This is a genomic window from Methylobacterium guangdongense, assembly GCF_038442355.1.
GTDB lineage: Bacteria > Pseudomonadota > Alphaproteobacteria > Rhizobiales > Beijerinckiaceae > Methylobacterium > Methylobacterium guangdongense.
The window spans coordinates 250420-265840 of the sequence record NZ_JBBXMX010000002.1; the positions used below are offsets into that span (position 1 = coordinate 250420).

Genomic DNA, 15421 nt, shown 5'->3' on the forward strand with positions numbered 1-15421 from the left:
GCTGGCGTCGCAGGCCGGCGATCCGCGTGCTACCTGTGCGCCGAAGCGCTGGCGCCCCGGAAGGTCGACCGGCATCGGGAGACGCCCCATGACAGCCGCCCCTGCGCCGGTCCCGTCCGTCGCGCACGATCCGCAGTCTCCGATCCTGCTGCGCAGCGATGCCGACGGCGTCGCGACCCTGACGCTCAACCGCCCGCAGGCCCGCAACGCCCTGTCGATGGCGCTGATGGCAGCCCTGCAGGACGCGCTCGACGCGATCCGCGACGATCCGGCGGTGCGGGTCGTCGTCCTGCAGGGGGCGGGCCCAGCCTTCTGCGCGGGGCACGACCTCAAGGAGATGCGGGCCGACCCGTCCCGGGCGGCGACGGAAGCGGTGTTCCGCGCCTGCGCCCGGCTGATGCTGAGCCTCACGCGCCTGCCGCAGCCGGTGATCGCCCGGGTCCACGGGATCGCCACCGCGGCCGGCTGCCAGCTCGTCGCCACCTGCGACCTCGCGATCTGCGCCGAGACGGCGCGCTTCGCCACGCCGGGGGTGCAGATCGGCCTGTTCTGCTCGACCCCGATGGTCGCCCTGTCCCGGGCGGTGTCGCGCAAGGCCGCGCTGGAGATGCTGCTGGTCGGCGAGCCCATCGACGCACAGGAGGCGCTGCGGATCGGCCTCGTCAACCGCGTCGTGCCGCAGGCGGAGCTCGACGCGGCGGTCGATGCCCTGGCGACCCGCATCGCCGGCAAGGCGCGGCGCGTCCTGGCGATCGGCAAGGAGGCCTTCGGCCGGCAGATCGAGATGGGCCTGGAGGAGGCCTACACCTACACGGCTGACGTCATGGTCCGGAACATGATGATGGCCGACGCGCAGGAGGGGATCGACGCGTTCCTCGGCAAGCGCCCGCCGCGCTGGGAGCCGTGACCGACGGCGTGGCGCGATAGGACGCAGGCCCGGCGGCCTGGTGCGCGTAGGTTCTGGCGGCGCCCTGCCCTAGGATTGCAGATGCGTGCGGGTAACCTGAGCCCGCCGCCCTCGACGCGGCCCGCAACGCGGCCCTCAACGCGGAACGGCTGATGAGCACCATCGACCTGTTCGGTCTGACGCTGGCCTTCTACGGCGCCATGCCGCCGCCGCGTCCGCCGCGCCCGAACCGCAACGGTGCGACCTGGGCCGCCGCCCTGGTGTTCGGCGGCGTCTGCATCGCCATGGTGGGGCCGATGATCACCATCTGGAGCTTCCACCGGCCCTACGCCGAGGCGAAGGCGCGCTGCATCCGGTCCGGGGGCCGCGTCCTGTACGCCGCCCTCGATGGCAGCGGCCCCTATCGCTGCGATCACCCGGCCGAAGCCGGTCTCGCGCATCCGGCCAAGACAGCGGATTAATCTGCGCTGCTGCGCGTCCTTCGCCTATATCCGGCGCGATCACCCGCGAACCGGATGCCGAGACCTTGGAAAACGCGCTCCTGCGATGGCTTCAGTCGACCGCCCTGATGCGGTCCGACGTTGAGGCGATCATCGGCTTCATCCTGGCGATCGGCGTCACGCTGCACGCCCTGCAGCGCAAGCGGCGGGTCAGCGTGGCGGTGGGTTGGATCGGCCTCGCGTGGTTGTCGCCGATCTTCGGCACCGCGCTCTACCTGACCTTCGGCATCAACCGCGTCTCGCGCCGGGCCCGGCGGCTGCGGACCAAGCCCTCCGACGCCGCGCATCTGCCCGACACCGACGACGCCGTCGTGCCGGAGGCGCTCTGGCCCCTCGACCGGGCGATCCGGCGCATCACCGGCCTGCCGGCCTTCGCGGGCAACACCGTGCAGATGTTCCGCAACGGCGACGCGGGCTACCCGGCCATGCTGGCGGCCATTCGGGAGGCCGAGGCCAGCATCGGCCTGTCGAGCTACATCTTCAAGGACGATCCCACCGGCCTCGAATTCTGCGACGCCCTGGTGGAGGCGCAAGCGCGCGGTGTGCAGGTCCGCGTCATCATCGACGGGATCGGCGGCGGCTACTTCCGGGCGCCCGTCTACCGCCGCCTGACCGCCGCCGGGGTGCCGGCCGCCCTGTTCATGCACTCGGCCCTGCCCTGGCGGATGCCGTTCCTGAACCTCCGCTCGCACAAGAAGCTGCTGATCGTCGACGGGCGTATCGCCTTCACGGGCGGGCTGAACATCTGGCACGCGAACCGCGTCGCTCTGAAGCCGGCGCATCCGATCCGCGACACCCATTACCGGCTGACCGGCCCCGTGGTGGAGCAGCTCGCCGCCGCCTTTGCGGCCGATTGGGCGTTCGTGGCCGGCGAGAACCTCGACGGGCCGCCGTGGTTCGTCGACCTCGAGCCGGATGGGGACAGCGTCGCCCGGGCGGTGACCTCCGGCCCGGATGCCGACGTGGAGAAGATCGAGCAGGTCATCCTGCAGGCCCTCGCCTGTGCGCGGAAAACCGTCCGGTTCGTGACGCCCTACTTCCTGCCGGACGAGCTCATCACCGGCGCCCTCGCCCAGGCCGCGACCCGGGGCATCACCGTCGACGTGATCATCCCGCGGGTCAGCGACCACCACTTCATCGACTGGGCGACCCGGGCCCATCTCGACCCGCTGCTCCGGGCCGGCGTCCGGGTCTGGCTCGACGAGCCCCCCTTCGACCATTCCAAGGTGATGGTGGTGGACGAGATCTGGTGCTTCGTCGGCAGCGCCAACTGGGACATGCGCAGCTTCCGGCTGAACTTCGAGCTGAACGTCGAGATCATCGACGCGGCGCTCGCCGCCGAGCTCGACGCCTTCATGCGGGGCAAGATGGAGACGCGGCTCAGCCGTGAGGATCTCGCCGCGCGGTCGATGCCCGTCCGTCTCCGCGACGCAGGCGTGCGACTGCTGCTGCCATACCTTTGAGCCGGCCGGGCGCGTGCGCCTCCGGCGCCGGCCCGAGATGGACGACGATCGGCCGGTGATCGGAGCGGCCCCGCGGCAGGACCGCGTGGTCGTGGCAGACGAGGCCGCGGGCGAGGCAGCGGTCGAGGCGCAGCGGCAGCACCTCCACCATCGCGTGGGTCGGCCGCCGGGGCCCGACATCGCGGAAACCCGGGATCATCGCGGGCCCGACGATGTTGTAGTCGCCCAGCACGGCGGCGCGCGGGGGCAGCTCGGAGACGATCCGGCGGAGCTGGCGCCGGTTCAGCATCTGCCCGTGCGACAGGTGGACGTTGGCGACGCCGAAGGTGCCGAGATCGAGGATCTGGCAGACCCGGTGGACCAGGGCGCCCGAGGGCAGCGTGATCACCCGCGGGGGGGCCGGCCAGGGGGTCGGGCTCCACATGGCCAGTCCGTGGATCCGCCCCGGCAGGGGTGCCCAGGCATAGTGGCCGCCGATCCGGTCCAGCAGGAACCCGATGGCGCGCGTCGCTTCCTGCATCAGCAGCAGGTCGGGCTTCTCCCGCGCCACCAGGGCGGCGACGTCGTCGACCGCCGCGCCGGTGCGCCGCAGCAGGTTCCAGCTCACGATCTTGAACGGCGCGTGGGCCTCCGCCAGCCGGGTCGGCGAAATGGGGACCGTGGTCGGGCCGAGGCGGCCTGGGCGTGCAGCGATGGTCATTGGGCCGGACACGTACCTCACCGCGCGGCGCTCCCGCCACCGCCCCGCTGTAACGCGCGTGGGGCCTCGGTGTTCGATGGGCTTTGGGGGAACGACGGGGGATTCGGGATGGACGATTGTGCCGCTATCGCGGCGCTTCCCCTGCTGGATCCCGGATCAGGTTCCGCTGTCGCTCCACCTGTCCGGGAATGGGGGCACTGGGAATGAAACGCGACGCCTTTTCCCGGGCGCATGCAGCGATAGCGGAATGCGATCCGGGACCCAGCCCGAAAAGTGCCGCGCGAGCGGCCCGCCATCGAGAGGATCGCCACGTCCCAGACTGTGAGCGCGTCGTCGCCCTTGAGCCGCCCCCCGCGCCCAGCCTAAGAGCCAGCCTCCACACCGCCCGCCCCGGGGCAAGCGTGGATCCCGGACGTTCAACAGACCCCCGGCCCGATGTCAGCCTTCAGCTTCATCCACGCGGCGGACCTGCATCTCGGCAGCCCGCTCTCGGGCCTCGCGACCCGCGACGCGGATCTCGCCCGCCGCCTCGCCGCGGCCGGGCGGCAGGCCTTCGAGGATCTCGTCACCCAGGCGATCGAGCGCGGGGTCGCCTTCGTGGTCGTGGCGGGCGACGTCTATGACGGCGATTGGGCCGACAACACGATCGGCCTGTTCTTCGCCCGGCAGGTGGGCCGCCTCGACCGCGCCGGGATCCCGACGATCCTGGTGCGCGGCAACCACGACGCCGAGAGCGTGATCACCCGCGCCATCACCCTGCCGCCCTCGGTCCACGTCTTCCCGGCCAACCGCGCCGGCACCCACCGGATCGAGGCCCTGCGCGTCGCCCTGCACGGTCGCAGCTTCCAGGGCCGGGCCGTCGAGGAGAACCTGTCGCTGACCTACCCGGCGGCCCTGCCGGGCTGGTTCAACCTCGGGATCCTGCACACCTCCTGCACCGGCCACGCCGCCCACGAGACCTACGCGCCCTGCTCGCTCGCCGACCTCGCGGGCCGCGGCTACGATTACTGGGCGCTCGGCCACATCCACGAATATGCCGAGCTGTCCCGGGATCCCTGGATCGTGTTCCCCGGCAATCTCCAGGGCCGCAGCATCCGCGAATGCGGAGAAAAGGGCGCCGTCCTGGTCGAAGTGGCCGACGGACGGGTGACCGGCCTGACCCGCCTCGCCCTCGACCGCGCCCGGTTCGAGCGGGTCGCGGTGGATCTCGCCGAGGCATCCGATACCCGCGCCGCCATCGAGGCCGTGGAGGCGGCCCTGCGCCCGCTTGCGGGCCTCGCCGCGAACCGGCTCGTGCTGGTGCGCGTCCATCTCGCCGGCACCACGAAGGCCCACGATGCCCTGGCGGCCGACCGGGAATCGGTCACCGCCGAGATCCAGGCCGCGGCCCACCGGCTGCACGAGGATCTCTGGCTCGAACGCCTCAAGATCGAGACGCGCCGGCCGCCCGCCGCGATCGATTCCTCCGGCGCCGCCATCGACCCGGCCGCCCTGCTCGCCGACCTCGACCGCGATCCCGAGTTCCGCAGCCGGGCCAAGGCCGCCCTGACGGAGATCGGCGGCCGGATGCCCGCCGCGGTCGCCGCGGAGGCGGATCTGGAGGCCGAGTTCGACGCGCTCTGCGCGGAGGCCGAGGCGCTGATTATCGGCCGCCTCACCGGCCGGCACTGCTGAGTGGATCGAGAGCCCCGATGCGCCTGATCCACCTCGCCCTGGAGCGCTACGGCGCCTTCACCGACCGCGCGCTCGCGTTCCGGCCGGATGCGCGCCTGCACGTGGTGCTGGGCGCCAACGAGGCCGGCAAGAGCACGGCGCTCGCGGCCGTCACCGACCTGCTGTTCGGCTTCGGGAAATCCACACCGTACGCCTTCCAGCACGACATGCCCCTGCTGCGCCTCGGCGCCGAGATCGCCGCCACGGACGGGCGCCGGCTGAGCTTCCGCCGCCGGAAGGGCAATGCCCGCACCCTGATCGACGCCGCCGACGCGCCGATCCCCGACGATGCCCTGGCGCCGTTCCTCGGCGGCATCTCGCGGACCGTGTTCTGCCGCGCCTTCGGCCTCGACGCCGCGAGCCTGCGGGCGGGCGGGCGCGAGATGGTCGATGTCGAGGGCGAGGTCGGCGCGAGCCTGTTCGCGGCGGGCTCGGGCCTGCGCGGCCTGACGGAACTGCAGACAACCCTGGACGAGGAGGCGGATACGATCTTCGCCCCGCGGCAGGCCAAGCACCGGACGTTCTATCAGGCCCTGGAGCGCCACGAGACCGCCCGGCGGGCGATCCGCGACACCACCCTGCGCTCCGGCGACTGGCGTGCCCTGAACGACGAGATCGCCGCCGCGGCCGTCCAGCTCGACACCCTCCGGGCCGAGCAGAAGACTATCGCGGTCGCCCGCGCCCGCCTGGAGCGGCTCAAGCGGGTCCGGCCGCTCCTCGGCGAGATCGACGCCCTGGAGCAGCGCATCGCAGCCGAGGATGGCCTGATCGACGCGGATCCGGCCTGGATCGACCGGCTCGGCGCCGCCCTCGAACAATGCCGCCTCGCGGATGTCGAGGCCGAGCGGGCCGAAGCCGTTCTGGCCCGCGCCCGCGCCGAGGCGGAGGCTGTGCCGGTCGAGCCGGGGCTGACGCTGCGGGCCGACGCGATCCTGGCGGCCTTCAGCGGCACCAAGGAATTCGAGAAGGGCGGCACCGACCTGCCGCGGATCGAGGGCGACGCCCACAAGGTCGGCCTGGATCTCGACCGGCTGCGCGCCCGGATCGGGATCGCCGACCTCGCGGCCCTAGAGGCCGGCCAGCCGAGCGACGCCGCCCGGGCGCGGATCGAGCGTCTGATCCGCGAGCACAGGACCCTGGCGGCCGCCGAGGATCAGCTCGCCCGCGACCGCGCGACGGCTCTGTCCGAGCGCGACCGTCTGGTCGGGGAGATCGAGGCGGCGGGCGCACCGCGCGATCCGGCCCCGCTGCGCGAGGCGCTGAAGCCCCTTGGCCGCCTGCGCGAGCGGATCGAGGCGCACGACACCCTCGACGGCGCGATCCGGCGGGAGGCGGCGCTGCTGCGCAATCAGGCCGCCCGGCTGGTGCCGCCGATCGCCGACCGCGCCGCCCTCGTCCACATGCCCCTGCCCTCGCCCGAGACGGTGGCGGCCTACCGCGCCCTCCTCGACGGCAAGACCCGCGAGCGCGAGCGGGCCGCGGACCAGCGCGACGCGGCCCGCCGGCAGGCCGCCGCCACCCGGGACCGGCTGCGCGAGCGCGAGGCCGGCCGGCCGATCGCCACTTGGGAGCGGGTCGAGGCGTTTCGCGCCACGCGCGACGCGGCCTTCGCGCCGCTCCGGGATGCCCTGGTGGCGGGGCGGAGTATCGAGCCTGCGTCCATCGCCGCCTTCGAGCGCGCGCTCCTCGACGCGGACCGACTCGCCGACGAGCGTGCCGGCGATGCCGCCCGGGTCGCCGCGCATGCGGCCGACCGCGACCGCCTCGCCGCCGAGGAGGCGGAGCTGGCGGCCGCCGAGGGCAGCCTGGCGGGTATCGTCGCCGAGATCGCCGAGGGCGAGGCGGCGTGGCGCGAGGCGTGGCGGGCGGCCGGCATCGCCCCCGGATCACCGGCCGAGATGGCGGCGTGGCTCGGCGAGGTCGAGAGCCTGATCGAGGCCGAGCAGCGCCTCGCCGATCAGCGGATCGAGCGGGACCGGGTCGCCGCGGTCATCGCGGCCGCCGGAGCGCCCATCGCCGATCTCTGGACCCGCGCCGGCCTGGAGCCGGAGCCCGATCTCGACCTCGGCGCGCGCCTGGAGCGGTTCGAGGCGCGGGTCGCCACCCTGACGAGCCGCTGGGAGGCGAGCCTGCAGACCGGCGGTTTGCTGCACGCCGCCCGCGCCGCGGTCGAGCGGCTGGAGGCGGCCCGCGCGGAGGCGGAGGGCCGCCGATCCGCATGGCAATCCGAATGGGCTGGGGCGATCCAGCCCCTCGGCCTCGACTCTGCGGCCCGGCCCGAGGAGGCCGAGAGCGCCCTGGAGGCGTGGCGGGCGGTGCCCGACCGGCTCACCGAGCGCGCCGCCCTGGACCGGCGGGCCGCCGGCATCCGGCGCGACCGGGAGGCGTTCCGGGCGAACGCGGCCGCCCTGGTCGAGGCCCTCGCACCCGATCTCGCCGAGGAGAGCCCCGCCGCGGCGGTGCGCGCCCTGCACGCCCGCCTCGTCGCTGCCCAGAACCGGGAAGCCCGGCGGGCCGACCTCGACCGTCGACTGGCGGAGGCCGCCGCGGCGAGCCGCACCGCCGCGGACCAGCATGGGGCGGCGCGCGCGGCGCTCAGCCGCCACCTCGCCGGGGCGATGCCGGACCGTGTCGAGGCGCCGATGCCCGAGATCGAGGCTGTGTTCGGTCGGCTGCGGGCCCGGGAGACGCTGCGCGCCGAACTGTTTCGCCTCCGCACCAATCTCGCTGGGGCGGCGGACGGGTTGCCCGAGGCGGACCTGCGCGCCGGGCTCGATGCGCTCTCTCCGGAGGCGATCGAGGCCGAGCTGGCACGGCTCGCCCAGGAGGCCGAGGAGCAGGAGGAGCGCGGCCGGGTGATCTTTTCGGACCGGGACCGGGCCGAGCGGCGCCGGGCGGAACTCGAAGGCGGGACCGGGGCCGAGCTGGCGCTCGCCGAGCGCAAGGCCGCGGAGGCCGATCTCCAAGGGGCGGCCCGATCCTGGGCGGTGCTGCGCTTGGCCGGGCTGATGCTCGGTCAGGCGGTGGCCCGGCACCGGGCCGGGCAGCAGGATCCCCTGGTGGCCCGCGCCGGGGCGCTGTTCCGGTCGCTCACCGGTGGCGCTTTCTCGGGCCTCGCGCAGACCTTCGATCAGGACGACACCCCGAAGCTCGCCGGGCAGCGCGCGGGCGGCGGTCAGGTGGCGATCGAGGGCATGAGCGAGGGCACTCGCGACCAGCTCTACCTCGCCCTGCGGCTCGCCTATCTGGAGGATTACGCCGGGCGCGCCGAGCCGGCGCCGTTCATCGGCGACGATCTTTTCTCGACGTTCGACGAGGCCCGCACCGGGTACGGCCTGGACGCACTCGCGGAGATCGGCGCCAGCGTGCAGCCGATCCTGTTCACCCACCACCGCCACGTGGCCGAGATCGCCCGGGATCGGCTGGGGGAGGCGGTGGATATCGTGGCGCTTTGATGGGGCTCAACCTTCTGCGCCCGCTACCAAGGATCGCGTAGGTCCGATGGCGGCGTCGAACGACGACGGCACCAGGGCTTCAGGATTGAGCGCGGGTCCCCTCTCCCGAGCGGGAGAGGGACAGGGTGAGGGATCAGGCCCGTCCGAAAGAGGCGCGCCTTCGACCCGCGTCAGTCGCCTGCTCGATTCTGTGGGTTCTCCTCCCTCACCCCAACCCTCTCCCGCTCGGGAGAGGGGGCAGGTTGCGCTCCCTCACCTGCGTCGGTGTCGACCAGAGATATGTAAGCGTCGTAGCTCTGCGGGGGGCGGAGCAGGGCGTGTGGCCATCACCCCCCGAGATACCGCGCCTCCAGATGCGCCCGGAACGCGTCCGTGCCGAGCGGCGCCCCCGTGGCGCGGGTCAGGATCTCGTCCGTGCCGAGCAGGCTGCCGACCTCATGCACGTTCGCGCGCAGCCAGCGCCGCAGCGGCGCGAAATCGCCCTCCGCCAGACAATCCGGCAGCGCCGGCTCGGCCGCCCGGGCGGCCCGGAACAGCTGCGCCGCCGCGAGCGCCCCCAGCGTGTAGGTCGGGAAGTAGCCGAAGGCGCCGCTCGGCCAGTGGATGTCCTGCAGGCAGCCGACCCGGTCGTCCGGCACGGTGAGGCCCAGAAGCTCCCGCATGCCGTCGTTGAACGCCCCCGGCAGGTCCCGCACCGCGAGGTCGCCCGCGATCATCGCGGTCTCCAGCCGATAGCGCAGCAGGATGTGCGCCGGATAGGTCGCCTCATCGGCATCGACCCGGATGAAGCCCGGCGCGACCCGGGTGTTGAGCGCGTGCAGGTTCTCCGGCGACCAGTCCGGCCCCGAGCGCCCGAACGCCTCCTGCAGCAGCGGCGCCAGGAAGGTGAAGAATTCCCGGCTCCGGCAGGCCTGCATCTCGACGATGAGCGACTGGCTCTCGTGCAGGCTCATGCCGCGGGCCGAGCCCACCGGCTGGTTGCGCCACGCCTCCGGACGGCCCTGCTCGTAGAGGGCGTGGCCGGTCTCGTGCAGCACGCCCATCAGGGCCCGGCCGAAATCGGCCTCGTCGTAGCGGGTGGTGATCCGGACGTCGTCGGTGGCGCCGCCGCAGAACGGGTGCAGGCTGATGTCGAGCCGGCCCCGGGTGAAATCGAATCCCACCGCGTCCATCAGCTTCAGGCCGAGGGCGCGCTGGACCGCAACGTCGAAGGGGCCGGCGAGCGGCAGCGGCGCCGGGCGCGACGCCTGGATCTCCCGGGCGCGGGCGATCAGGTCCGGAAGCCAGCGGGTCAGATCCGAAAACAGCGGGTCGATCGTCGCCCGGCGCATGCCCGGATCGTAGCTGTCGAGCAGCGCGTCATAGGGGTCGAGCCCGAGCGCCGCGCCCTTGGCCTGTCCGATCTCCCGCTGCAGCCGCAGCACCTCGGCGAGGTGCGGCTCCAGCTTGGCGAAGTCCGAATCCCGCCGCGCCTCGCGCCAGATCATCTCGGAGCGGGACACCGCCCGGGAACTCGCCTCGACCAGATCGCGTGGCACCGCGGTGGCATGGGCCTGCGCCCGGCGCATCTCGCGCAGGTTGGCGGCGGCCCAGGGATCGAGGCCGCCGCCCCGCTCCGCGGCGTCGAGCTCCGCGGCCCCCTCGGCCTCCGTCAGCATGGCGTGGGCGAGGCCGCGCAGGATCGCGAGCTGATCGCCCCGCGCCGCCGCCGCGCCGTCCGGCATCAGGGTCTGCGCGTCCCAGCCGAGGATCCCGGCGGCACCTTCGAGGGCCGCCAGCCGCGCGAAGCGCTGTTCGAGGGTCTGATAGGCGGTCATGCGGTCTCCGATCCGTCTTGGCTACAGGTGCGGCGCTCGGCGCTCACCCCGCCTGCAGCATCTCCAGTTCCAGCCAGCGATCCTCGGCCTGCGACAGCTCGGTCTCGGCCTGCGCCAGCATGGTCGAGGCCTTGTCGAACCGGGCGGCGTCGCGGGCGTAGAGGTCGGGATCGGCCAGGATCGTCTTGAGCTGGCCGATCGCCGCCTCCAGCTTCTGCATCTTGGCCGGCAGCGTCTTCAACTCGTGCTGTTCGTTGAAGCCGAGCTTCGGCTTGGCGGTTGGCGTGGACGCGGGCGCGGCGGCGCGGGCCTTGGCCTCCTTCGCCTTCGGCGCGACGGTGCGCGCCTCGACGCCCTGTCCGCGCTGGATCAGCATGTCGCTGTAGCCGCCGGCATACTCGACCCAGCGGCCAGCGCCCTCGGAGACGAGAACGCTGCCGGCCACGCGGTCGAGGAAGTCGCGGTCGTGGCTCACCAGGATCAGCGTGCCCTGGTAGTCGCCGAGCATCTCCTGCAGCAGGTCGAGGGTCTCCAAGTCGAGGTCGTTGGTCGGCTCGTCGAGGACGAGGAGGTTGGCCGGCTGCGCCAGGGCGCGGGCGATCAGCAGCCGGTTGCGCTCGCCGCCCGACAGGACCGAGACCGGCGTACGCGCCTGCTCGGGGGTGAACAGGAAGTCCTTGAGATAGCCGATCACGTGGCGGCTCTGGCCGTTGACCGTGACGCTGTCGCCCCGGCCGCCGGTCAGGACGTCGGTGACGGTCATGCCGGGCTCCAGCGTAGCCCGGGCCTGATCGAGCACCACCGGCATCAGGTTGGTGCCGAGCACGACCTGCCCGGAATCGGGTTCGAGCCGACCCATCAGCAGGTTGATCAGCGTCGACTTGCCGGCGCCGTTCGCCCCGACGATGCCGAGCCGGTCGCCGCGCATCACCCGCAGCGACAGACCGTCGACGATCGTCCGCGCGCCATAGGCCTTGGCGATGTCACGGGCTTCCACGACCAAGCTGCCGGACGATTCGGCATCCGAGGCCTGCATGCTGACGCTGCCGACCGGACGCCGGACCTCGCGGCGGTTCTGCCGGAGTTCGTGCAGGTTGCCCAGCCGGCGGACGTTGCGCTTGCGCCGGGCGGTGACGCCGTAGCGCAGCCAATGCTCCTCGGCGGCGATCTTGCGGTCGAGCTTGTGCTGGTCCCGCTCCTCCTCCTCGAAGAAGGCGTCGCGCCACGCCTCGAAGCCGGAGAACCCCTGGTCGATCCGGCGGGTCTCGCCGCGGTCGAGCCAGATCGTGGCCCGCGACAGGGCCGAGAGGAACCGCCGGTCGTGGCTGATCAGCACGAGGGCGGCGCGGGTGTTCCGCAGTTCCGATTCGAGCCACTCGATCGCCGGCAGGTCGAGGTGGTTGGTCGGCTCGTCGAGGAGCAGCACGTCGGGCTCCGGGGCGAGCGCCTGGGCGAGCGCGGTGCGCCGCCCCTCCCCGCCCGAGAGCTTTGTGGGATCCTCCTCGCCCGTCAGGCCGAGGCTTTCCAGCAGGTAGCGGGCGCGGTGGGTCGATTCCCCCGGCGGCAGGCCGGCCTCGACGAAATCCAGCGTGGTGGCGAAGCCGGAAAAGTCCGGCTCCTGCGCGAGGTAGCGGATCGTCGTGCCGGGCTGCACGAACCGGCGGCCCTTGTCGGACTCGACCAGGCCGGCGGCGATTTTCATGAGGGTCGATTTGCCGGAGCCGTTGCGTCCGACGAGGCAGGTCCGCTCGCCCGGCGCGATGGTGATCTCGGCGCGGGTGATGAGCGGCGTGCCACCGAAGGTCAGCGCGACGTCTTGGAGAGTCAGGAGCGGGGGAGCGGCCATGCGCCGGCTTATGGCAGCGCAGGGCTCACCGTTCAAACCCGCGCCCCCGCCCTCCCGTCAGGCGACGGGGTTCGCCGGCCCCGGGGGGCTGATCTCCGGTCCGCCGGGATCAGTCACGGGGATCTCCGGCGGCTGGATGCCCGGTGCCTCGGCCGGGGTGTTGCCGGGGATTTCCGGGCCGGGCGGCTGGGTCGGGGCCTGCGGCGGCTCGTAGGGCCGATCCGGCGCCGGACCGGGCTGCGGCGGCACTTCGGGGATCTGCCCCGGGTCGGCGAGGGTGAAATCGGGCATCGGCATCCTCCGCGAGACCGACGTGGTGGACCCACGTCGTTCGGGCGGAAACAAGACCCGGCCGGTCCGGTTCCGGGCCGCTACTTCTTGGTCAGCAGGAGGTTGCCCTCCTTGCTCGCCACCTTCTGGATCTTCTCGGCGAACAGGGCGAGGAGGAAGGGCAGCTTCACCTCGAGCCGAACGCTCTCGGCGCCGACATCGATCGTGCCGGCGATTTTCTGCGCGACGGCGGACACGCCGAAATCGAGGCGATCCCCCGTCCAGGCGAGCTGGTCCACCGTGATGCCGCTCTTGGCGAGGAACGCCCGGGCCTGATCGGTGCCATGCTCCAGGCGCCGCTTGGCCTCGTCGCGGCCGAGGTCGTGCGGGATATCGACGATGAGGGGCTTGGGCATGGGACGCTGATCCGGGCTGAACCCGTCAGCAGATGGGGCCTCGATCCGCCCCAGACAACGCCCGGAGGCCGCCCCGCGCTTCCACGCTGGGGCGGCCCGACGTTTGTGCGCGCTCAGTGCAGCACGTGCAGCGACACGTAGGTCGTGCCGCCCATGCCCAGGGCGCGGGCGGAGCCGCGCGACAGGTCGATGATGCGGCCGCGCACGAACGGCCCACGATCGTTGATGCGAACCACCACCGAGCGGCCGGTCCGGGTGTTCTCGACGCGGACGCGGGTGCCGAACGGCAGGCTGCGATGGGCAGCGGTCAGTCCGTTGGGGTTGAAACGCTCGCCGTTCGCGGTGCGATGACCACTCCCGTACCAGGAGGCCGCACCGCTCTGCGCAGCGGCCGGGAGGCTCGTTCCGATGACGGTGGACAGCATTCCAAGCGAGACAACGAGCTTACCGAAACCAAACGTCATTCTTTGCGCATTCCCTTGTTTTTTCGGGACGGCGCCAGTCGTTTCGGAAATCGGCCGGAATAAGGCGGGTGCTCGATTGCAGCTGCGGTTGTAGTGCCGCCGGATGTTTCGCGTCGGATTTTGTTTACATGCGGACTTGTTACAAAGCGTTTCCGGATCTGCTTCGAAATACTAGATCGCAAGTCGAAGCCGGGATGAGGCAAGCTTTTCCCAAGGCGAGGCGCAGACACACGCCGTCAGGCATTGTGTCCTAAGCCTTGCGCTGAGCGTGACCCAGGATCCCACTAAGGTGGACGCGAGTCGTCAAGCTCGAGCGCGCGATCGTCCACAGGATCCGAGGGGGGCGTGCTGCCCGCGTCAGGCTGACGTCAACTCGATCAGTCGATCCGGCTTTCAGAGCCTGCTCGGATGACGCAGCCTGCGCCAAGCTCGAATCGGTGCTCGGTCATCGAGGCAGCGGACCACCGCGTGATGCGTTCCGGACTCGACTGGGCCCCGAGGGTGGTCAGGGATTCTTAACGCGATCGCGCCGTGCGGGGTTCCGGACCCGGCAAAAGCTGCAGCCCCAGAACGGGACGCACGTCGAGAAAATGTGAGAACGCCGCCTTTACCCTGTTGGGGGCATGGTCTGCCGGTCAGTCGCGTAACCGGTGTTTGCCATGGCTTCCCCGCGTACCGTGGCTGCCGACGTCGTCGCCCGGAAACAGGTCTCGCGTGCCGGGCGGCCCGCGTCGGCGCCACGGATGGGTCTCGTACCCGCCCAGCGTCCCCTGCCCCTCGACCAAGTGCTGGTCGGGGATTGTATCGCAGCCATGAACGCCCTGCCGGCGTCGAGCGTCGACTGCGTTTTCGCAGATCCGCCCTACAACCTGCAGCTCGGCGAAGCCGGCCTGCTGCGTCCCGATCAGAGCCGCGTCGATGCCGTCGACGACGACTGGGACAAGTTCGCGACCTTCGAGTCCTACGACGCCTTCACCCGGGACTGGCTCGCCGCCTGCCGCCGCGTGATGAAGCCGAACGCGACCCTCTGGGTGATCGGGTCGTACCACAACATCTTCCGAGTCGGGAGCGCGTTGCAGGATCTCGGTTACTGGATCCTCAACGACATCGTCTGGCGCAAGGCCAACCCGATGCCGAATTTCCGCGGCAAGCGCTTCACCAACGCGCACGAGACCCTGATCTGGGCCTCGCGCTCGGCAGAGTCGAAGGGCTACACCTTCCATTACGAGGCGCTCAAAGGGGGGAACGAAGACCTCCAGATGCGCTCGGACTGGTTCATCCCGCTCTGCACCGGCGAGGAGCGGCTCAAGGGTGCGGATGGCCAGAAGGTCCATCCGACCCAGAAGCCCGAGGCCCTGCTCGCGCGGACGCTGCTCGCGGCGACCAACCCCGGCGACGTGGTGCTGGACCCGTTCTTCGGCACCGGCACGACCGGCGCCGTCGCCAAGCGCCTCGGCCGCCGCTTCATCGGCATCGAGCGCGAGACGGTTTATGCCGAGGCGGCCCGCGCGCGGATCGCCACCGTGGAGCCCCTGTCGAAGGCCGCCCTGATGGTGGCGCCGACCAAGCGCGCCGAGCCGCGGGTGCCGTTCCTGTCGGTGATCGAGGCCGGACACATCCGTCCCGGCGAGATCGTCACCGACGAGCGCCGCCGCTTCCGCGCCACGGTGCGTCCGGACGGTCAGCTCGACAACGGTCTGGTGATCGGCTCGATCCACAAGATCGGCGCCCTGGTCCAGGGCCTGCCGGCCTGCAACGGCTGGACCTTCTGGCACGTGGAGCGCGGCGGCAAGCCGGTGGTGATCGACACCTACCGCGCGGGCCTGCGGCAGGCGATGGCGAACGGCTGATCCGTTCCCTCCCCGGTCAT

Annotated in this window: 12 protein-coding genes; 6 read left to right on the forward strand and 6 right to left on the reverse strand. The window is 72.0% G+C overall.

Annotated elements, in window-relative coordinates:
- Nucleotides 1-88: 88 nt before the first annotated feature.
- The 3 genes from AAHG09_RS04970 (at nt 89) to AAHG09_RS04980 (ending at nt 2870) form a co-directional block, all read left to right on the forward strand.
- Nucleotides 89-907, forward strand: a complete 819-nt coding sequence (locus tag AAHG09_RS04970) for an enoyl-CoA hydratase (RefSeq protein WP_342105774.1) — start codon at nt 89-91, stop codon at nt 905-907.
- A 152-nt stretch (nt 908-1059) separates the two neighbouring features.
- The gene (locus AAHG09_RS04975) at nt 1060-1368 is read left to right on the forward strand and encodes a hypothetical protein (RefSeq protein WP_342105777.1); all 309 of its coding nucleotides are present in this window, start codon (nt 1060-1062) and stop codon (nt 1366-1368) included.
- A gap of 65 nt (nt 1369-1433) precedes the next feature.
- On the forward strand, nt 1434-2870 hold the full coding sequence (locus AAHG09_RS04980; protein ID WP_342105778.1) for a phospholipase D-like domain-containing protein: 1437 nt from the start codon (nt 1434-1436) through the stop codon (nt 2868-2870).
- On the opposite strand, the gene AAHG09_RS04985 is transcribed toward AAHG09_RS04980, so the two are convergent.
- Nucleotides 2788-3570 (reverse strand): endonuclease/exonuclease/phosphatase family protein, encoded by a 783-nt coding sequence (locus tag AAHG09_RS04985; RefSeq protein WP_342105779.1) that lies wholly within the window; start codon nt 3568-3570, stop codon nt 2788-2790. The genes AAHG09_RS04980 and AAHG09_RS04985 overlap by 83 nt on opposite strands.
- 435 nt (nt 3571-4005) lie before the next feature.
- Between AAHG09_RS04985 and AAHG09_RS04990 the strand changes: the two genes are divergently transcribed.
- Both AAHG09_RS04990 and AAHG09_RS04995 read left to right on the forward strand, forming a co-directional pair.
- Entirely contained in the window at nt 4006-5244 is a 1239-nt protein-coding gene (locus AAHG09_RS04990; RefSeq protein WP_342105780.1) for a metallophosphoesterase family protein, read from the forward strand.
- A gap of 17 nt (nt 5245-5261) precedes the next feature.
- Complete coding sequence (locus tag AAHG09_RS04995; protein ID WP_342105782.1) at nt 5262-8738, forward strand: AAA family ATPase; 3477 nt, start codon at nt 5262-5264, stop codon at nt 8736-8738.
- Between the two features lie 326 nt (nt 8739-9064).
- On the opposite strand, the gene AAHG09_RS05000 is transcribed toward AAHG09_RS04995, so the two are convergent.
- The 5 genes from AAHG09_RS05000 to AAHG09_RS05020 form a co-directional block, all read right to left on the reverse strand.
- Nucleotides 9065-10555: a carboxypeptidase M32 gene (locus AAHG09_RS05000; RefSeq protein WP_342105784.1), complete on the reverse strand. Its 1491-nt coding sequence runs from the start codon at nt 10553-10555 to the stop codon at nt 9065-9067.
- 43 nt (nt 10556-10598) lie between these two features.
- Nucleotides 10599-12401: an ATP-binding cassette domain-containing protein gene (locus AAHG09_RS05005; RefSeq protein ID WP_342105787.1), complete on the reverse strand. Its 1803-nt coding sequence runs from the start codon at nt 12399-12401 to the stop codon at nt 10599-10601.
- Nucleotides 12402-12458: 57 nt separating this feature from the next.
- Entirely contained in the window at nt 12459-12692 is a 234-nt protein-coding gene (locus AAHG09_RS05010) for a hypothetical protein (RefSeq protein WP_342105789.1), read from the reverse strand.
- A gap of 80 nt (nt 12693-12772) precedes the next feature.
- Complete coding sequence (locus AAHG09_RS05015) at nt 12773-13087, reverse strand: polyhydroxyalkanoic acid system family protein (RefSeq protein WP_012317725.1); 315 nt, start codon at nt 13085-13087, stop codon at nt 12773-12775.
- A 113-nt stretch (nt 13088-13200) separates the two neighbouring features.
- Entirely contained in the window at nt 13201-13551 is a 351-nt protein-coding gene (locus tag AAHG09_RS05020) for a septal ring lytic transglycosylase RlpA family protein (RefSeq protein ID WP_342105790.1), read from the reverse strand.
- 659 nt (nt 13552-14210) lie between these two features.
- Between AAHG09_RS05020 and AAHG09_RS05025 the strand changes: the two genes are divergently transcribed.
- Nucleotides 14211-15401 (forward strand): site-specific DNA-methyltransferase, encoded by a 1191-nt coding sequence (locus AAHG09_RS05025; protein ID WP_342105793.1) that lies wholly within the window; start codon nt 14211-14213, stop codon nt 15399-15401.
- Nucleotides 15402-15421 lie beyond the last annotated feature (20 nt).